We start from the raw sequence: 20,878 nt of genomic DNA on the forward strand, positions 1-20,878 counted from the left end.
TTATGGGTAGATTCGATAAAGCCCTCAAAAACATTCTTTCTGGTCCCGATAATGCTTTAGATATTAGAAATCTGAAATATCTTCCTCGTTGGGCTGTTTTGATGATTGATATAGGTCTGGTTACAATTTCAACCGTTTTAACGATTTTTATTTTAATTGATCTATCACCATTCCAATACACATTACTTAGTTTTTTCGAAAAAACTTTGCTTGTTGTCGGTGTAAATATTTTCTTTTTCTATATTTTCAAAACTTACGCGGGGATTATACGATATTCTTCCAACGTCGATGCCTTAAAGCTTTTATTGGCCACAGTTGGTGTATTTTTGAGTCTTTTATTAATAAATTATGCTACTTATTTTTTAATTGGGGAGAAGATTTTCCTAGTCGGTGGCCTACTTATAAACTTATGGATTTCTTTTTCCTTACTTTTTCTTTTTAGATTAAGTGTTAAACAAGCTTACGAGTATTTCAAAGTTGTTCAAAAGAATGAAGCTTTAATTAAAGCCGTAATTCTAGGTGTGGATGAAAACGCGATATCTATTGCAGGTGCATTAGACATAGAACATCCAAAAAGATTTAAAATAGTCGGTTTTCTATCTGAAAGAAATGGCACGGGAAGGAAAAGCCTTCGGATTTTGGATAAACCAGTACTTCACCATTCACAAAAAATACATGAAGAGGTTCATTTTTTAGGCGCTGATGCAATAATTTTTTCCGAAAACTCCTTTACAGCGGAAGAAAAATTTCAGTTAGTAGAAGAATGTCTAGAACATGACATAGCAGTCTATAATGCGCCTTTAGTTTCTTCCTGGGATGATAATCAGCCTATTGCTAAGAACATCAAAACCTTACAAATTGAAGATCTTTTGGAACGTGAACCTATTCAACTTGAGGTACAAAATAAGATCGATCAATTAACCGGCAAAACTATTTTAGTGACCGGTGCAGCTGGTTCCATTGGGAGTGAGATCGTAAGGCAGGTTTCAGAGTATAATCCAAAAAAATTGATTATTCTGGACCAAGCTGAAACGCCGCTTCATAATTTGCAATTGGAAATTGAATCAATGTTTCCAGATCTTAATTTTCAGGTTATTATTTGCGATGTTGGGAATCAGAAGAGGCTAGAATTGATGTTCCAGAATCAAGAAATTGACGTAGTATATCACGCAGCAGCTTATAAACATGTTCCTTTGATGGAAAGTAATCCTCATGAAGCTGTTTTTGTTAATATTCACGGAACTAAAAATTTGGCCGATCTAGCAGTTAAATATAAAGTAGGCCATTTTGTTATGGTTTCTACGGATAAGGCTGTGAATCCGAGTAATGTAATGGGGGCCTCGAAGCGAGCTGCAGAAATGTATGTTCAATCCTTATATCACGAGCAACTAAACCATTCCGGTCATAGAACAAAATTTATTACCACAAGATTTGGGAATGTATTAGGGTCCAATGGTTCTGTAGTGCCTTTGTTCAAGAAACAGATAGAGCAGGGTGGACCGGTGACCATTACACATCCTGATATTATTAGATATTTCATGACAATTCCTGAGGCATGTCAGCTAGTTTTAGAAGCAGGTGCTATGGGGAAAGGTGGAGAAATTTTCGTTTTCGATATGGGAGAGCCTGTGAAGATTATGGATTTGGCGATAAAAATGATTAAACTTGCCGGATATCAACCCAATAAGAATATAAAAGTTAGAATAACCGGTTTAAGACCAGGTGAAAAGCTGTATGAAGAGTTGCTAAACGATGAATGCAAGACTTTACCGACGCATCATAAAAAAATAATGATTGGGCAGGAAGTGGTACGAAATTACGAGATGATCAATCAGAAGATTATTAAGATCATTAAATCTGCCAATAAGTTAAAAAATGATAAGGTTGTTGCAAAATTAAAAGATCTAATTCCGGAATTTAAGAGTAATAATTCATCCTATGAAAGACTCGATAATATTGCAGAACTTAAAAAAGATTAAGAGAATTTATGAATAATATATTCAGGTTAATAATTTTGACCTTACTTCTAAATAGCTGTGCAACAAAAAAGGAAGTTGTCTATTTCTATGAAGGAAAAGATACTTTGGAAGGGCAGCAAAACCTTTTAAATTATGAACCTAAAATTGAGAAGAATGATGTTCTTAGGATTAATGTGTCCTCCTCTTCAATAAATGAGGAAATCGTACAACCTTTTCAAATGAAGACAGGTGGGCAGCAATCGGGTGGTGGGGGTAACCAAAGTCTGGCATTGACCGGCTATCTGGTTAGCCCAGATGGAATGATTAATTTTCCAGTTTTAGGACAAATTCAAGTAGAAGGATTAACCAGAACAGAAATCCAAAAAAAATTAGAAGAGAAAATCGAAGTGTATGTTAAAGATCCAATTGTTGACGTACGTATAGTAAATTTTAGCGTAACTGTTTTAGGTGAGGTAAGTAATCCGGGTAGAGTTGAGATTCAGGATGGTAGAGTTTCTATGCCAGAATTAATAGCTATGGCAGGGGATATTACATACGATGGAAGACGAGAAAATATTACCATTATACGAGAAATAGATGGCGTCAAAAAGATAGGGACGATTGATATGACCCAGACTGATCTTTTTTCTAGTCCTTATTTTTATTTAAAACAGAATGATATTGTATATGTAGAACCTAGTTATCGTGCTGTAAAATCAGCTGGGTTTTTTACAAGTTATCAAGGAATCATTTCATTAGGAACAACAATTATTGGAATTTACGTGCTAATAAATAGCTTCAATTAAGAATGGAAGAACTTACTGAATTTTCAGAGGATAATAATGAATCAAATTTTGATCTAAAGGCAGAGATCTATAAATATTTGATTTATTGGAAGTGGATTCTTTTTGGGTTTTTATTGGGGGGGTTGCTGGCTTATTTATACAATAGATACACGATTCCTAAATATAGAACCTGGGCTACAATGATAATGGTTGATGATCAGGAAAAGAACGCAATGAATGCCTTGCCTTCTGGAGGAGGTACAATTTTATCACTTCAGGATGATGGTTTACAGAGCCAAGTAGAAAAACTTAAATCCAAGCAATTAGTCTCAAGGGTTATTGATGAATTGGATCTGAACAAATCCTATTACATAGAAGGGAACGTTATTGCTGTAGAAGCCTATAAATCGAGCCCATTAGAGTTGGAATTCATTTCTCCCGATTCTATTGTGAATAATTCAAATTTGAATATTTTCATTACTCCAACTTCTGAAACAGAATTTACCTTGCAATCAAGTAATTCTGACTATAGTAGAATCCATAAAATTGGAGACATCATTAATTTGAGCAATTTGGATTTTACTGTTCTTCCTAAATCTGGGAATTCTCAAGATTCTTTTAAAAATTCAAAAACTGTAAATTTTATTTTAGAACCAGTAAGGGAGACTGCCAACAGGTATATTCAAAATTTGTGGATTACACCTAAAGGTCAGGCAAAAGATATTCTGGAACTTTCTATTGTAAATGAATCAAGCTCTAAATCAGAGGATTTTCTTAATAACTTGATGGAGAGATTTAATGAGGAGGGAGTAGCGAATAAGCAGGAGGTGGCAGAGAATACTACAGCTTTTATTCAGGAAAGGCTAGAAATGATAACAAATGAATTGGACTCTGTGGAAATTGGTATTGCAGAATTCAAACGTGAAAATAGGATAATGAGCGTAGAATCTGGAGCGGCAGAATTTCAATCCAAATTTTCAGCTGCCGAACAACAGATTTTTGACCTAGAAACTCAGTTAGAATTATTACAATCAATAGAAAATCTTTTAAAAAAACAAGGGCAGTATGATTTTCTTCCCGAAGTCGGAATTAGCGAAGGTGGTATTTCTGGATTAATTAACACTTATAATGCATTGGTTATGGAGCGTAATATGTATTTAAAAGGATCAACAGTTAGTAATCCCGTCGTAGTAGCCTTATCAGATCAATTAGATGGGTTAAGGTCAAATTTATATGAGAATATCGAAAGTACTAGGCAGTCCATTAAAGTTCGATTGAATGAATTGAGTTCCAGAGAAAATAATGCTCAAGGACGATTTAGCACCTTTCCTGGATTGGAAAAGGGTATGCGAAATATTGAAAGGCAACAACAAATTAAGGAGCAGCTTTATTTATTCTTATTACAAAGAAGAGAGGAAGCAGCTATTTCCTATGCTGCAACGGCCTCCGTTGCAAGAGTTGTGGACTCTGCCTTTACTTTGGATAATCCTGTAGATCCAGCTCCCTGGTTGATCTTAGTCGGAGGTTTCCTTATTGGTCTAATCGTACCAATAGCAATTATATTCATTAAAAATTTATTAGATACAAAGGTTCACCACAAAGGTGATTTACAACCTTTAATTAAATCAGTACCATTTATTGGGGAAGTACCTAGAATAGGAGCAGATCAAAACGATGTGATACATTTAAATGATAGATCCCCACTTGCAGAATCATTCAGAATATTGCGGACTAATCTTGCCTATCTAATTCAAAATAAGGATAAAGATCGTGGTGATGTAATTTTTGTAACCTCTACTGTTAAAGGAGAGGGAAAAACTTTTATCTCCTATAACCTCTCAAGGACTTTAGCTAGTACCGGAAAATCTGTTTTACTTGTAGGTGCGGACATAAGAAATCCAAAACTTCACCGTTATACTGAATCCACTGCCGGATCAAAAGAGAAAGGCTTATCAGATTTTCTTTATGATTTTGATGTGAATCCTGATGATATTATATCTAAAACAAATGACGATAATATTTCAGTAGATATTATACTTTCAGGACCAATACCTCCTAACCCTGCTGAATTATTAATGAATGACAGGATGGAGGACCTAATTCAGGAGGCAAGGACTAAATATGATTATATAATTGTAGATACAGCTCCCGCAATGATTGTTACCGACACCCTTCTTATTAGTCAGCTTGCCGATTATACTCTATATGTAACCAGAGCAGATTTCACTGAGAAGAATCTTCTAGAATTTCCGAAGGATCTTAAAAAGCAAGGAAAGCTTAAAGGACTTGCGGTTATTCTTAATGATGTGGATTACTCTAAGTTTTCCTATGGTGCTCAGTATGGATACTCCTACGGATATGGATATGGTTACGGTGTGGATAAAGAAAGTAGATGGAAACGACTAAAAAGAAGATTATCTACTTAAGTTTTGAGACTAAGTAAATAACTTCTTATTTCTATCAATTATTTTTTCAATATACGGCAAATGCTTCTTTGAAATTTTAATTTCCTTAATCTTTTCAATATGCTCAATTTTATGTGCATCACTGCAAATGAAATCGATCAAATTGTTTTCTATAAGTTGAAATGCCGTTTTTTGAATACCTAATCCGTAATGTCCCGAAAGCGAAAGCATATTGAGTTGAAAATCACATCCACGTGATTTGAGTTCTTTATATTTTTTCAGGTCTTTCGAATGGTAGAAAGCATACCTCTCAGGATGAGCCAAAATTGGAGAGTATGAATTGTTTTGTAGCTTAAATAAAATTTCGTTCAAATTTAAAGGAGGTTGAAAATAGGACATTTCTATCAAAACTTTATTTTCAACTATGCTTAGGATATCTTTTGTCTCAATTATATCTATAAAATTTTGATCCATCATATACTCTGCGGCATAGTTCAATTCCACTTTCGCATCTAAATTGCCTTTTACTTTATTGTAAGCTTGGGAAATCGTTTCCGGAGTATTAGGATAATATTCTCCAATCACATGGGGGGTAGCGACAAAATTTTTGATTCCAAAATTTTTGAATGCTTCGATTAATTCATGAGATTCTTCAATAGTTTTTGCACCATCATCAATTCCAGGTAATATATGATTATGAAAATCTGTTATTCCTCCAATTTGATCTATTAAATAGATTTTCTTTTTAAATATTGAAAACATGAGGTCTATTTTATACTTCAAAATTACATAATTTAAATTCTTATTATTAATATTTGCAGAGTTCCTGGATCTAAACTATGAGATTAACTATTTTAATTACTTTTTTACTTTCTTTCGGCTTCACTTCTTATAGCCAAATTCATTACCAGGTTAAATTTGACGGTCAGGGACAATTATTCACAGGTGAAGAATCTCCATTCTGGATGCATACCAATTATAGAGGTAGACTTGATGAAAAATCCCATTTATTCGGTTTGTTTTCTTCGAATTTAACCATGGACCTTACTACTGATAGTTATGCCGAATTTGGTATCGGCGCATTCTATAAAGATGGATATAACGATGGCGTTAAACTTGACGAGCTGTATTTCAATTATGTTTCTCCAAAATTTGGTGTGGTAATAGGTAAGAAACAAAGAGATGATCTATTTCAAGGCCTTAGTGCAACTAATGAAAATATTCTATGGTCACTTAATGCCGCTCCAATGCCTGGAATCAGGTTTTTCACCAGAGATCCACTTTTCATCTTTAAAGAAAACCATGGATTAGGGGTTATGGCAAGCCTGGAGGAGTACTTAATGGATGATGACCGCTACATTGAAGATACGCGTGTTCATCATAAGAGTCTGCATTTGGTTTATAGAAGTGAAAATAATTTTCAGATCGATATGGGGGTGCAGCATTTTGTGCAATGGGCAGGTTATTCAGAAGAGTTTGGTCAACTTCCCAATTCCTGGGAGGATTATTTTAGAATTTTTACCGGTATGGCGAGTGAAAATGATGTTGGAAATGGTCAGGAAGTAAACGCCCTTGGAAATCAGATAGGGAGTTATGAAATTAAAATAAAAACCAAAATCCGGGATGTAGATTTTCAATTCATATATAATCATATTTATGAAGATGCTTCAGGAATGAAAGGTGGGAATTTCCCTGATGGGCGATATGCTGTATATTTTGATGACAACCGTGATACCTTTTGGGGGACTTCATGGCTAAAGGCTTTTATGTATGAATTTTATTATACTAAAAACCAGAGTAGAACCAGGAAAAGTTCGGAGGAAGATGGAGCAGATAATTACTTCAATAATAATTTATATCGATCTGGATGGACCTATAATAATCAAGTTCTGGGAATGCCCTTTATTTTGTTAAATGATAATCGGTTTAGAATTGGCACCAATATTACTACAGTTCATCATTTTGGTCTAAAGGGTAAAGCTTTTGAGAAGTACCCTTATCGTTTTCTTTTAAGTTACAGAAAGAACTATGGAGTAAAAGATTCTTTTTTCTCTGAAAAGAGAGAGGTTCTATCAACGCTGGTCGAATTGGACCTGGTGAATGATAGTTATAATCTCAAAGCACAATTTGGAGCCGATATCAGTTCCTACGAGGATGCTAATTTTGGAGTAGGAATAAATTTCTCGAAAACAATTTTTTAGATTTTGTCTAATTAATTTTTTGTACTTTCCAAGCGCCTTAAATCTTTTAGACTAACTTGAAACCTGATTCTTCCCTAAATCTTTCGGAAGCCATTATAACTTATAGTTATACCAATGGGATACTTTCTTTCAGTAAACCTAAGGTTAATTTTTTATCTAAGTTTCTTAATGAAGAATTAGAAACAGGAAAACAGTTCTCAAATCTTTTTGAATATAATCATCATCTTGAAATTGAAAATTGTCTCGAATCATGCAAAAAAGGTAGTTTTCAGTCTCTAACCCTTGAAATTAAATCTAAAAAGCTAAACCTTTATTTTTCTCCCATTCTTGAGGAGAAGGGTATTATAGAAAGGGTTTCGATAGTAATTTCTAAAAAGGAAAATTATATTAAATCTATCTGTGAAGACAAAAAAGATAAGAGCATATTGTCTGAAGATGATTATCATGAACAGGTTTATTCTAACTTGTTTTTTAATAACCCTGACGCAGTTTTCTCCTTTGACTTGGAAGGTAATTTTGTAAATGCCAATAATAGTTCGGTAAAACTGGCAGAAACCAACATAGAGCAGATCTTAAAAATGCATTTTCTTCCTTTTATTCCAGAGGATGACCATTCAAAAGCTCTATATCATTTTGAGAAAGCCCGGGAAGGCTTCAATCAGAATTATCAAACAACATTCAAAAGTTTAAATGGCACCTTTAAATATCTAGAAATTAACCTTTTTCCAATCCATGATAAAAACCAAATTATTGGTGTTTATGGTATTGCTAAGGATATAACTTCTCAAAAGCTTGAAGAGAAGAGAGTTCTGGAAGATCGACGAATGTTGCGTGCGATCATTGATAATATTCCCGATTATATATTCGTAAAAGACCGTGAGCATAAGAGCCTTCTTGCCAATAGAAAATTTTACGAACAAATTCTAGGTAAAACCAGTGACGAAAGTAGTCTTGGATACACGCCTATGGACTATTTTGATGAAAAAAAAGGAGAATATATAATTGCTGATAATGAATGGGTAATGAACTCGGGTCAGGCTGTGATTAACCGGCCAGATACGGTATTCAATATAAATGGGAAAGAGGAAAAGGTACTCCTAACAAAAGTGCCTTTAAAGAATCAAAAAGAAGAAATTATTGGGCTGGTAGGAATAGCCCGGGATATAACAGAAACCTATCTTCATAATAAAAAGCAGGAACTTATTTTTAAAGTTATCAAAGCTTTTGGTGATAAACCTACGCTTCAGGAAGCGATGGTGAAAGTGTTAGAGATCTTTTGTAAGGATTTGGGATACGATTACGCTGAAGCCTTTAAAGTAAGTATTAACAATGAGAAATTGGTTAGAACAGCTTACTGGCCATTAGAAAAAGATCTTTCAGAGAGCATTACAACCTATGTAAAAGGCGAAAGATTACCTGGGAAAGTCTGGGAATCCGGCAGGGTAAAAATTTTAAGACAGGATGATAAAAGCGGACTTTTAAAAGATATGCTTTTGAGGAATGGAGATGTTATTAAGTCTGCGGTTGGCTTTCCAATAATCTTTCAGGAAAAATTAATTTCAATATTTTGTCTAGGTTCTATTGAGGATAAGAAAAAAATTGAAACCGATTTCCTTGAGGATATAACCTTACAAATCGCCTCTGCGATAGAAAGAAAGCGAACCCAGGAGCAGCTTAATGACTTTTTTAGTTTTTCTCCTAACCTGATCGCGGTGATAGGTATGGATGGATTTGTAAAAAAGATCAATCCTTCTTTTGAGGAAAAATTCGGATATCCGGAATGTGAAATATTATCAAAACCATTCACAGATTTTATTCATCCGGAGGATCTTTCTAAAACATTTGAAGCCATTGAAAAGGTTTCTATTGAAAGTCCAGAGTTTGTGATTAGGTGCCGAAGGAAAGACGGAGAATACCTTTGGATCTCATGGCGGTTTTCGCAATTTTTTGAAAAGGAGAATATAGTTTTTATATACGGAACAGATATTACTCCCTTAAAAAAGGTTCACCGGGAATTATCAGAAAATATTGCTGAAAGGGATCTTATTCAGGCGAAATTGGAGGAATCGGAAAGAAAGTATAGAAGTCTTTTTGATGCCAGTCCATTACCAATGTGGGTTTTAGATAGAGTTAACTTGAAATTTTTAAAGGTAAATAATGCCGCAATAGATCTTTATGGTTATACCGCTGAAGAATTTTCAGAAATGACCGTTAAAGACCTTTGGGTGCCCGGCCAGGATAATATTATAAATCCCATAATTTCTGAAAATAAGAATGAATTTTTCCAGGTTAAACTGAGCCACCATAAAAAGAATGGTGACCTGATTTATGTAAATGTAAATAGTAACCCGGTAATGTTCGATGGTATTGAAGCTAGGGTTTCATTAGTAAAAAATGTTACAGACAGGATCAAAGCAGAGGAAAAATTATTGCAGAGTGAACAGCGATTTAAGGCACTTGTTCAGGATGGTTCTGATCTTATTTCTATAGTGGATGCTAACTTCAATTATTTATATAATAGTCCTGCAGCTATTTCGGTATTTGGACGTGAAACTGACCAGCTGAAGAGCAACAATTTTAGAGATTATATCCACAAAGAAGATATCGAATTATTAGAGGATCATTTGGCAAAACTCCAAACTACAAAAAGGGTTCAATTGCCTTCTTATAGAGTGAAAGGCGCCGATAATAATTGGCGCTGGATGGAAACTATTATGACAGATCTTACCGATGAGCCGGCAATTGGAGGTATTGTGATGAATTCCAGGGATATTACCGAATTTGTAGAACAGGAGAAGGAGCTGCTGGAAAGTTTAACTCGATATAATATCGTTGCTAAGGCTACAAGTGATATTATTACAGATTACGATATTGAAAGGTATGAAATTAGGGTAAGTGAGGCCACCTTCAAGTTTTTTGGTTATAAAAAATTAAATGGAATTTATTCAGGGGAATGGTGGAATGAAAAGATCCATCCTGATGATCAGGCAGAGGTGAAAGCGGCAGCCAAAAAGATGAAAGAGGAGGGACTAAAGAATCTTACGATAGAATACAGGTTCCAATGTGCAGATGGATCCTATAAATACATTCTGGACCGTAGTTATCTCATGATGGATGAAAATGGCGAGCCTATAAGAATAATAGGTTCAATGCAGGATATAACTGAAAGAAAACATCATTTAATTGCTATTGAGAATCATAATAAACGTTTGAAAGAAATTGCCTGGACGCAATCCCATACTGTTAGAGCTCCCCTCGCAAAAGTTATGGGACTGGTAGATTTACTTCTTAATTATAAAAATGATTTAGAAAACATTGATGAAATACTGGAAAATATTTTAATTTCAGCAAATGAGCTTGATAGTATTATCAGGCGAATAGCGACCCAAACCGAATAGGATTAGTAATTGAACCCCAAAATTAGCCTATAAGATGTTAAGAACAATAATAGTAGATGATGATGAAATAGTGACCTTCCTGCAAAAGAAAATAGTTTCCAAATGCGAATTGGATGCCAATCCATTATCTTTTAAGGATGCAGAAGAAGCACTTGATTTTTTAGGAGAGGAATCAGATCCAGAAGAAGATTATCTTATCATGCTGGACATTAATATGCCTAAAATGAATGGCTGGCAATTTTTGGAGGAAATAAAGAACGTGCCCAAAAATGAACGTTTTCATGTTGTTATGGTCACATCTTCAATCGATAGAAAAGATAAGCGGGACGCGGCAAATGATCCACACGTGGTAGACTTTATTGAAAAGCCCGTGTCGGCAAAGCATTGCGCAAAATTGAAGGGAATTTCTAAACTCGAAAAATACTTCGAGGAGAGCTAAATTCGATCTTTTTCATTAAAGGATCTGCATTCTGGATCTTTTCTTCTGCCCAATTTTCTTCTTCCTGAGCCGGTGCATCTGTATCCTCGTTGATAGCTTCAGCTGTTGGTTCATAATTTAAATTGATGTACATGGGAAAGTGATCTGAACCAATATTTCTTTCTCTTGCAATTTCTATCAGAGTAAAGTCTTTTGTATGGAAAACGTGGTCCAGGGGCCATCTAAGGAGAAAATACTTGGAATGAAAAGTATTGAAAAAACCTCTTCCTTTTCTTGGATCCATTAGACCACTTAATTTTTGAAAAAGCCTTGTGGTTCTGGACCAGGCAACATCATTAAGGTCTCCTATAACAAGAATTGAATCTTTCTCGGCATCAATATCTCTTCCTACCATTAATAATTCTGCATCCCTGTTTGTTGAAGTCTCACTTTCTGTAGGACTCGGTGGCATTGGGTGAAGACAATGTAACCTTATCTTTTTACCGTTCCTTAAAATCACGTTTCCGTGGATGGAAGGTATATCTTCCTGTACCAGATTTCTAACTTTTATGTCGTCTAATTCCAGTTTGGAATATAGGTGCATTCCGTATAAATTATCTTTTGGGATCTTGATGTTGTATTTATAGTCTTCTTCTATTACAGATAGTTCTTCTTCCCATCGTTTGTCAGATTCCAAAGTAAGCACCAAATCTGGTTTCCGGTCATTAATTAGCGCAATAAGTTTATCGCTCCTTTTGTTAGGAGTTAAAACATTGCTCACTAGTATTGAAATAGTTGCATTGGGATCACTTCCTTTAAATTTCAGTACTTGTTTCTTAGAAAGATAGGTATAAGGAAAGATCTTCTTGAATTGATATAAAAGACTAAATATAAGAACTCCAATAGCTATATAATGCCAGGCTTCAGAGAAATCGTAAACAAAAAATGAGAATACGATTACGCAAATGATTAGAAAACTAATTTGTATTCGGGGAAAATCAAAACCTCGAACCCACCAGATATCAAACCTTGTAAGGGATGCGATGGTGGGGATACACATTAAAATGGTAAAAAACAGGATTAGAATTTCTCCTAGGCTCATAAGTAAATAGAATCTTTAAAATGTATAATTCAAAGCAATACCCTTGGTATCAATTCCGGTTCCCATAACATTGGTTTGCGAGGTTGGATATATATCCAGTTTTTCATTCCCGATCTTGTGAATTTCAGGAACTAATATACCACAAGCAGCACCAATACCAAAACCAATTAAGTTATCTGTTAAGAAGTGTTTACCCGCTTTAGTTCTCAAATATCCAACATATGCGGGTACAGCAACCGCACCGGCCCACACATACGGAACAGCAGGGGAATTGGGATTGAAATCCTGAAATACCTTTGCGCTGAAAAAAGTAGCGGCAGCTGTTGCCGCAGTATGACCTGCAAAAAAGGATCTTTGGGCATCAGAATCTTTTCTTTCTTCGGCCGAAAGATCTTCATTATAAACTAGCGGTCTGCTTTTTTGTACAGTTCCGGCAGTGATAGTGAAAATTGCGCCGGTTGTAGCCATTGTTTCCACAAACATCACTGAAATCTGACCGAAATTCTTTCGCTCATCTTCTCCTAAAAGGAATAATAACGGGCTCGCAAAAGAAGCATAAAAAGGCACGTAGCTTAGCTCATCTGCCTCCAAAGAGTAATTCCCGACAGCTCCACGATTAATTCCCCAAATGTCTTTTCCATTAAGGTTTTCCAAATCGTTATCAGTCAAATTATCTTTATTCTGAATGGTGATTACACCAAGCACATTTAACGCTGTGGATCCTGCAATCCATGAGCCATCCTTCCAAAATTCAGTTTCATAAGGCGATGAACTTTCTTGTGAAAATAGAGACATGCACATACAGAACATTAATAAAAAGGGGGCGGCATTTTTCATATTATTTTTTTTCAAATCTCTTATTTCCTTAGAAAAAATGAGAGGTAATTAAGAAAAGAATAACAATAGAAGACTGTAAGCTGCGACATTTTCAATTAACAAAAGTTTAGTTAGTGTTTACGAGACTTGTTTTTAAATTCTGTTTAAAAAGCTTTATTTTTAGAGTTATGAAAAGGAATGCAGATAAGGCGATAAGAGGTTTTATATTTAATAAATATGATGAACCTGAAGTTTCTCCTTTTGATAAATTATTCGAAATTTTCAAGGAAATTATCACTCACACCTCTGGGGATCTGGACGAAGCTCTGGATTGGATGAAACAGCTTGATGAAGAGTATCAATTGACCGATGAGGATTATACCCTAGATGATTTTATAGAAGACCTTAAGAAAAAGGGATATATAAGAGAGGAAATAGATCAGGACGGGAATGGTTCTATGGCAATTACAGCTAAGACCGAGAGAGCTATAAGGCAGCAGGCCCTGGAACAGATCTTCGGCAGATTGAAAAAAAGTTCATCGGGCAATCATCGCACAAATCAAATTGGAAGAGGGGATGAGCACACGGGAGATTTCAGATCTTATCAATTTGGTGATTCTCTTAGCAGGATTTCCATGACTGAAAGTCTTCGCAATGCACAGATAAATCATGGTATTGGCGAATTCACGATGTCTGAAGATGACCTGGTGGTGGAAGAAACACATCATAAATCCCAGATGAGTACTGTCTTAATGATAGATATAAGCCACAGTATGATCCTCTATGGAGAGGATAGGATCACCCCGGCAAAAAAAGTAGCAATGGCTCTTTCAGAATTAATTACCACGAGATATCCTAAAGATACGCTCGATATTCTGGTTTTTGGAAATGACGCCTGGCCTATATCTATTGCCGAATTACCTTATTTAAAAGTGGGACCCTATCACACAAATACCGTTGCCGGTCTTGAACTGGCTATGGATCTATTGCGCCGTAAAAGAAATACCAATAAGCAGATCTTTATGATCACTGATGGGAAACCTAGTTGCGTGCGTGAGCGTGATGGAAGTTATTATAAGAACAGTATGGGGTTGGACCCATATATTGTAGATAAATGTTATAATATGGCCAGGCAGGCCAGGAAAATTAGAATTCCTATTACTACTTTCATGATCGCACAGGACCCATATCTAACCAGGTTTGTGCAGGAATTTACTATGGCAAACCAGGGAAAGGCATTTTATACCGGCTTAAAAGGTTTAGGTGAAATGATATTTGAAGATTATGAAATTAATCGTAAAAAAAGAATAAGAGGCTAAGAATAAGAATATGAACAAGGACAAGATAAAGAAGTTAGGAGACCTCAAAAAAGCAGGTTACGAGAGTAAAAGCATTAAAGAGGAACTTAGAGATAATCTTAAGGACAAGATCAGAAAAGGCGAAAATGCCTTTGAAGGAATTCATGGTTACGATTATACTGTTATACCGGAATTGGAAAGAGCGATTCTTTCCCGACATAATATTAACCTCCTTGGACTACGAGGTCAGGCGAAAACAAGGCTGGCTAGGTTGATGGTTAACCTATTGGATGAATGGATACCTACGATCGAAGGATCTGAGATCAATGACGATCCATTAAACCCAATAAGCAGGTTTGCCAAGGATCTTATTATCGCCAAGGGAGATGAAACTCCTATTGAATGGATTCACCGCGAAGATAGGTTCTTTGAGAAGCTGGCGACACCAGATGTTACTGTGGCAGATCTTATTGGAGATGTAGATCCTATTAAAGCAGCGAACTTAAGACTAAGTTATGCAGATGACCGCGTTATCCATTTTGGTATGATCCCGCGGGCTAACCGTAGTATTTTTGTTATCAACGAGTTGCCAGATCTCCAGGCTAGGATACAGGTTGCACTTTTCAACATACTTCAGGAAGGAGATATTCAGATTAGAGGTTTTAAACTTAGATTACCTTTGGATATGCAATTCGTATTTACGGCTAATCCTGAAGATTATACCAATAGAGGTAGTATAGTAACCCCTCTTAAGGATCGTATTGGTTCTCAGATACTGACGCATTATCCTGAAAATATTGAGATTGCTAAAACTATTACTTCTCAGGAAGCACAATTAGACACGAGACAAAGGGAATTAGTTCATGTGCCTGAAATGGCCAAGGATCTTCTTGAGCAGATCAGTTTTGAAGCGAGGGATAGTGAATTTATAGATCATAAAAGTGGTGTTAGTGCCAGAATGAGCATCACTGCATTTGAAAATTTATTGAGTACTGCCGAAAGGAGGGCTATCAAAAACGGTGAAGAAGAAACATTATTAAGATTTGGTGATTTTCTGGGAGTGATCCCTTCAATCACCGGAAAGGTCGAGTTGGTTTACGAAGGTGAACAGGAAGGAGCTGCTTTTGTTGCACAGCAACTAATTGGTGATGCTGTTAAAACTTTGTTTCCAGATTATTTTCCGAAGATTGAAAAACTGCAAAAACCAGACGCAACAACGCCTTATGATGATTTGGTGGAGTGGTTCTTTGAAAGCTCTGGTTTTGAATTACCTGATGACCTTCCAGATTCAGAATACAAGGAAAAGCTGGATTCTATTGAACCTTTGAATAAATTGATCGAGAAATACCAACCGGAACTTAAAACTGAAGATAAGTACTTTATGAAAGAGTTTCTTTTATGGGCACTAGTAGAGTATAAAAAACTGAGCAAGCAGAGGTTTTCAAAAGGTCTTCAATTTAAAGATCTATATGGAAGCTACATAAGCGGATTATAATTTATCTGATTCAAAATCATTAAAATAAAGCCCGATATTTTTTAGTATCGGGTTTTTTATGCCTTTAAAATTATCAATTTGATAATTTTTTTGGACTTTCTAAGAAAAAATTTTGCCGGTAATTTTATTTAAATACCTTTAAAAAAGTTATTAGGAAAAATCGTGAAAATACTTCAGCAAAATATGATTAGTAATACCGGGGATAATTTCTCTGGCATGTTTACTATGATTATCACGATTACAGGTATTACCCCTTTTGGGGTCCTTGCTATATAACTTCCGTCCGTACACCTGTATATTTAATTTTCATATTAATCTTATAAACAATTTCAGTTATGTATATCCTGAAATTTGGCGGCTCATCTTTAGCCACTTCAGAGCGAATTAAACTAGTAGCTCAAACTATTCAAGAACATTTAAAAAAGGATGCTGTCATTTCAGTATTTTCGGCATTTGGAGGGGTGACCAACGACCTTCTTCTAATGGCCGAACTCGCGTCAAAGGAAGATCTTACTTATAAAGAGATTCTTGAGAAGAATGAAAAAAGACACCTGGAAGTGGTTCGAGAACTTATTCCTGTCACCGCACAAAGCAGTATTCTCAGCCAGGTCAAAAATCAGTTTAACCGGCTGGAGACATTATATGAGGGAGTATACCTTCTAAATGAACTATCGGACAAGACCAAACATGTGATTTCCGGTTTTGGTGAGATCCTTAGCTCCTTAATCATTGCGGAATATTTTAAAAGTCTGAACCTGGATAGCCTGTTTACAGATTCCCGGGAGCTGATTGTTTGTAAGAATACAAACGAGAAAGTGCTTGTTAATTATGAGGTTACCAATAGTAAATTAAAAGATTTTTTTGAAAAGAATAAAGCCGACTTTTACATAGTTCCTGGTTTTGTCGCGAAAAATGACCAGGGTGTTCCCAGTACTTTAGGTAGGGGAGGATCAGATTTTACCGCAGCTATCATTGCCGGGGCTCTGGACCTGGAAAAAGTGTTTATCTATACCGACGTTAACGGGATGTTTACGGCTAATCCTAACCTTGTTCCTCAAGCATATTCACTTAAGAATATATCTTATGAAGAGGCTATGGAACTATCACATTTTGGTGCGAAAGTGCTTTACCCGCCAACTTTGCAGCCATTACTGGATAAGAATATAGAGATCCATATTAAGAATACATTTGAGCCTGATGAACCGGGAACCCTGATCTCAAAATCCAGCAAAAAGAATTTCAGGTGGGTAACTGGTATTACTCATATCGACTCCATTAAATTATTGAATATTGAAGGTAGCGGCATGGTTGGTATCCCAGGTTTCTCCAAGCGTTTCTTTGAGATCCTTTTTCAGGAGCATATAAATGTTGTTCTAATTACTCAAGCCTCTTCAGAACATAGTATTTGTATTGCGGTGAAAGCCGATGAAGCTGAGAAAGCTAAAGAAGCTCTGGATGAAGCATTCGAAGCGGAGATCACTTTCAAGAAAATTAAACCGGTAGAAATTGAGGATAATGTTTCCATTATCGCACTGGTTGGTGACCGCATGAAAAGTCACCATGGCTTAAGCGGTAAAATGTTTAGTGCCCTGGGGAATAACAACATCAATATAAGAGCTATAGCGCAGGGTTCTTCAGAACGGAATATATCTGCAGTCATTGCTAAGAAAGATGTCACCAAGGCGCTTAATACGCTTCATGAGCAGTTCTTCGAGGTTCCTTCTAAAGAACTTAACCTTTTTGTAACCGGAGTTGGAAACGTTGGAAGTAAATTATTAGACCAATTGAAAAAACAGGAGACTTACCTGCTGGAAAAATTACGATTGAAGGTAAGAGTACTTGCCGTTTCAAATTCTAGGAAAATGCTTTTCAATGAGGATGGAATTGATCTTGATCATTGGAAAGAGGATCTGGATAAAGCTGAAAAAGCCGATAAAAAGGAATTTTTTAACCGGGTTAAACAATACAACCTGCGTAATAGTATTTTCGTTGATAACACTGCCAGCGCCGAAATTTCTGAATGGTATAAAGAATACCTCGCAAATTCCATTTCGGTGGTTACCTGCAATAAGATTGCCTGTGCAGATGCTTATGAGAATTATGAAAATCTACAAAACCTGGCCAGGGAATATGGTGCTTCTTTCCACTATGAAACCAATGTGGGCGCGGGATTACCAATCATAGATACTTTACAGAATTTAATGGCTTCGGGTGACCGAATCAGGAAGATCCAGGCAGTGCTTTCTGGTAGCCTGAACTTTGTATTCAATAATTATGATGCTTCAGAGCCTTTTTATAAAGTGGTGGAAACAGCTATGAAAGAAGGTTATACCGAACCAGACCCAAAGATCGATCTTAGCGGAGTGGATGTTGCCAGGAAAATTCTGATCCTTTCACGAGAAAGCGGACTTAAACTGGAACTGGAAGATATTGAAAGAGATAATTTTCTTTCTGAAGAAAGTTTGAATTCAGAGTCGAATGAAAAATTCTTTGAATTACTAAAACGGGATGAACCGGAGTTCGAGAAGCTATATAAAGATGCTGAGCAAAATAGTGCTGAATTAAAATATGTCGCGCAACTGGAAAATGGCAAGGCTAAAGTGGGCCTTCAGAAAGTAGATGCCCAGCACCCATTTGCCAATTTAAGCGGAAGCGATAATATCGTATTGTTCTTTACAGATCGATATCCCGAGCAGCCTTTGATCGTAAAAGGAGCTGGTGCAGGAGCTGAGGTTACTGCCTCTGGTATATTTGCCGATATCATAAGAATAGGAAAGAAATAATTATGGAAGAATTAAAAATATTCGCTCCGGCCACGGTGGCCAATCTTTCCTGCGGTTTCGATGTCCTTGGGTGTTGTCTCGATTCAGTTGGGGATGAAATGCTTATACGGAAAAATGAACTTAAGGAAGTTAAGATCACAAAGATCACCGGGCAGGACCTTCCTCTTGATGCAGATGAAAATGTTGCCGGCGTGGCAGTAAAAGCTCTGTTGAAAGAATTAGGTTCAGATGAAGGTTTTGATATCGAGATCGTTAAAAAGATAAAACCTGGTAGCGGAATAGGTAGCAGTGCTGCCAGCTCGGCAGGAGCTGTTTTTGCCGTAAATAAATTATTAGGTGAACCATTTCAAAAGAAGGACCTAATCCCTTTTGCGATGCAAGGAGAGCTGCTTGCCAGCGGAAATGCTCATGCAGATAATGTAGCCCCGGCACTGTTAGGAGGTTTTAGCCTGGTAAGAAGTTACTGCCCACTAGAAGTGCTAAGTTTGCCGGTGCCTTCAGATCTCAGGGTGGTGGTTCTACATCCTTTAATCGAGATAAAGACCAAAGATTCAAGATCTATTATTAAACAAAATGTGAGTCTCAAAAGTGCCATTAACCAGTGGGGAAATCTAGGAGCATTTGTAAGCGCACTTTATACTGAAGATTATGAACTTCTCGGGAGAAGTCTGCAGGATGAGATCGTGGAGCCAGTGAGGTCTATTCTTATTCCTTATTTCAGGGAGCTTGATGAATTGGTCACTGGAAATGGTGCCCTGGGATTTGGTATTTCAGGTTCCGGGCCTTCGGTCTATGCCTTGTGCAGGGGAGATGAAAATGCCGAAAAAGTAAGAAATTCCATCCAAACATTTTATTCAAAAAAAGATATAGATTTCGAATTACATCTTTCAGCTATAAATGAAAAAGGAGTAAAGATCTTATGAAATATTTCAGTTTAAATAATAAAGAGCATACAAGTAATTTCGCGGATGCGGTAGTTAGAGGTCTGGCTCCGGATAAAGGGCTTTATTTTCCGGAAGAAATTGTAAAACTACCCGCGTCATTTTTTAAAGAGTTGGATCAATTCGATAAAACCGAGATCGCTTTAAAGGCGATTCAAAAATATGTAAGTAGCGAGATTCCAGATTCAGCATTGATGGATATTATAGATGAAACCCTGGATTTTGAATTTCCGGTAGTCAATGTTCAAGAAAATATCGGCAGCCTGGAACTTTTTCATGGACCTACTTTGGCCTTTAAGGATGTAGGAGCGAGGTTTATGGCGGGAAGTTTGGGCTATTTTATCAAAAAAGGAAATCTTGGTAAAGTGACCGTGCTGGTTGCAACTTCTGGAGATACTGGTGGTGCGGTTGCCAATGGATTTTTAGGAGTTGATGGTATAGATGTGGTGATACTTTATCCTAAAGGGAAGGTTAGCGATATTCAGGAGAAACAGCTTACCACTTTGGGACAGAATATAACTGCTTTGGAAGTGGATGGAGTTTTTGACGATTGTCAGAAAATGGTAAAACAAGCTTTTCTGGATAAGGATATCACAGAGCACCGCAGGCTGACTTCAGCGAACTCTATTAATCTCGCCAGGTGGTTACCGCAAATGTTCTATTATTTCCTTGCCTACCGGCAACTGGCACACAAAAATAAGAAACTGGTAATTTCTGTACCCAGTGGAAATTTTGGAAATATTTGTGCAGGAATGCTGGCCCGTGAAATGGGATTGCCTATAGATCATTTTGTTGCGGCCAATAATGCCAATGATACGGTTACAAACTACCTGGATACTGGAAACTATAAGTCTAAACCAAGCGTAGCAACCATTTCTAATGCTATGGATGTTGGAGATCCCAGCAATTTTATTAGGATTCTAAGGTTGTTCGATGATGAATATTCGTCTCTGAAAAAGGTGCTTTCAGCATATAGTTTTGATGATGAAGCCACCAGGAAGGCTATGAAAGAAATATATACCGAAACAGGTTATGTCATGGATCCTCACGGTGCTGTGGGATACCTGGGCCTCAAGAAGTATTTAAAAAACAAAGATGGGTATTACGGTACCTTTTTAGAGACGGCGCATCCGGTTAAATTTCTGGATACTGTTGAAGCAGCAATAGGGGATAAAGTAGAAATACCGGACGTTATTCAGGCTTTAATGGATGAGCAAAAAAAATCCCTTCAGATCAGCAATTACGAGGATCTAAAGGGATATTTATTAAGCTGAAAAT

14 protein-coding genes are annotated in these 20,878 nt (G+C 36.4%); 11 read left to right on the forward strand and 3 right to left on the reverse strand.

Annotation, left to right across the window (positions count from 1 at the left end):
- The first annotated feature begins 2 nt into the window (after window positions 1-2).
- From G3I01_RS11215 to G3I01_RS11225, 3 genes are read left to right on the forward strand one after another with little or no spacing between them, the layout of a single operon-like run.
- Complete coding sequence (locus G3I01_RS11215; protein ID WP_219547896.1) at window positions 3-1,979, forward strand: nucleoside-diphosphate sugar epimerase/dehydratase; 1,977 nt, start codon at window positions 3-5, stop codon at window positions 1,977-1,979.
- An 8-nt stretch (window positions 1,980-1,987) separates the two neighbouring features.
- Window positions 1,988-2,764 carry a polysaccharide biosynthesis/export family protein gene (locus G3I01_RS11220; protein WP_219547898.1) on the forward strand — a complete coding sequence of 259 codons (777 nt, stop codon included), beginning with the start codon at window positions 1,988-1,990 and terminating at the stop codon, window positions 2,762-2,764.
- Between the two features lie 2 nt (window positions 2,765-2,766).
- The gene (locus G3I01_RS11225) at window positions 2,767-5,169 is read left to right on the forward strand and encodes a tyrosine-protein kinase family protein (protein WP_219547900.1); all 2,403 of its coding nucleotides are present in this window, start codon (window positions 2,767-2,769) and stop codon (window positions 5,167-5,169) included.
- A gap of 9 nt (window positions 5,170-5,178) precedes the next feature.
- Here the strand turns inward: G3I01_RS11225 and G3I01_RS11230 are convergent, their stop codons facing one another.
- Window positions 5,179-5,910: a CpsB/CapC family capsule biosynthesis tyrosine phosphatase gene (locus G3I01_RS11230; protein WP_219547902.1), complete on the reverse strand. Its 732-nt coding sequence runs from the start codon at window positions 5,908-5,910 to the stop codon at window positions 5,179-5,181.
- A 77-nt stretch (window positions 5,911-5,987) separates the two neighbouring features.
- On the opposite strand from G3I01_RS11230, the gene G3I01_RS11235 reads away from it, so the two are divergent.
- Genes G3I01_RS11235 through G3I01_RS11245 form a run of 3 tightly spaced genes read left to right on the forward strand, consistent with a single transcriptional unit; the run spans window position 5,988 to window position 11,186 of the window.
- Window positions 5,988-7,349 carry a capsule assembly Wzi family protein gene (locus G3I01_RS11235; RefSeq protein WP_219547904.1) on the forward strand — a complete coding sequence of 454 codons (1,362 nt, stop codon included), beginning with the start codon at window positions 5,988-5,990 and terminating at the stop codon, window positions 7,347-7,349.
- A 56-nt stretch (window positions 7,350-7,405) separates the two neighbouring features.
- Window positions 7,406-10,747, forward strand: coding sequence for a PAS domain S-box protein (locus G3I01_RS11240; RefSeq protein WP_219547906.1), 3,342 nt, complete (start codon window positions 7,406-7,408; stop codon window positions 10,745-10,747).
- Between the two features lie 34 nt (window positions 10,748-10,781).
- Window positions 10,782-11,186: a response regulator gene (locus G3I01_RS11245; protein ID WP_219547908.1), complete on the forward strand. Its 405-nt coding sequence runs from the start codon at window positions 10,782-10,784 to the stop codon at window positions 11,184-11,186.
- Here G3I01_RS11245 and G3I01_RS11250 read toward each other — a convergent pair.
- Window positions 11,155-12,267, reverse strand: a complete 1,113-nt coding sequence (locus G3I01_RS11250; protein ID WP_219547910.1) for an endonuclease/exonuclease/phosphatase family protein — start codon at window positions 12,265-12,267, stop codon at window positions 11,155-11,157. The two genes, G3I01_RS11245 and G3I01_RS11250, sit on opposite strands and share 32 nt — an antisense overlap.
- Before the next feature lie 15 nt (window positions 12,268-12,282).
- On the reverse strand, window positions 12,283-13,104 hold the full coding sequence (locus tag G3I01_RS11255) for a phosphatase PAP2 family protein (protein WP_219547912.1): 822 nt from the start codon (window positions 13,102-13,104) through the stop codon (window positions 12,283-12,285).
- Window positions 13,105-13,271: 167 nt separating this feature from the next.
- Here G3I01_RS11255 and G3I01_RS11260 point away from each other — a divergent pair, with 167 nt between their 5' ends.
- From G3I01_RS11260 to thrC, 5 genes are all read left to right on the forward strand, one after another.
- Complete coding sequence (locus G3I01_RS11260) at window positions 13,272-14,402, forward strand: hypothetical protein (protein WP_219547914.1); 1,131 nt, start codon at window positions 13,272-13,274, stop codon at window positions 14,400-14,402.
- A 10-nt stretch (window positions 14,403-14,412) separates the two neighbouring features.
- Entirely contained in the window at window positions 14,413-15,876 is a 1,464-nt protein-coding gene (locus G3I01_RS11265) for a magnesium chelatase (RefSeq protein ID WP_219547916.1), read from the forward strand.
- A 335-nt stretch (window positions 15,877-16,211) separates the two neighbouring features.
- Complete coding sequence (gene thrA / locus G3I01_RS11270) at window positions 16,212-18,659, forward strand: bifunctional aspartate kinase/homoserine dehydrogenase I (protein WP_219547918.1); 2,448 nt, start codon at window positions 16,212-16,214, stop codon at window positions 18,657-18,659.
- Between the two features lie 2 nt (window positions 18,660-18,661).
- Window positions 18,662-19,582 (forward strand): homoserine kinase, encoded by a 921-nt coding sequence (locus G3I01_RS11275; RefSeq protein WP_219547921.1) that lies wholly within the window; start codon window positions 18,662-18,664, stop codon window positions 19,580-19,582.
- Window positions 19,579-20,874, forward strand: coding sequence for a threonine synthase (thrC, locus tag G3I01_RS11280; protein ID WP_219547923.1), 1,296 nt, complete (start codon window positions 19,579-19,581; stop codon window positions 20,872-20,874). Before G3I01_RS11275 ends, thrC begins: the two co-directional genes overlap by 4 nt.
- Window positions 20,875-20,878 lie beyond the last annotated feature (4 nt).

The sequence above is a fragment of the Gramella sp. MT6 genome (assembly GCF_019357415.1).
Lineage (GTDB): Bacteria > Bacteroidota > Bacteroidia > Flavobacteriales > Flavobacteriaceae > Christiangramia.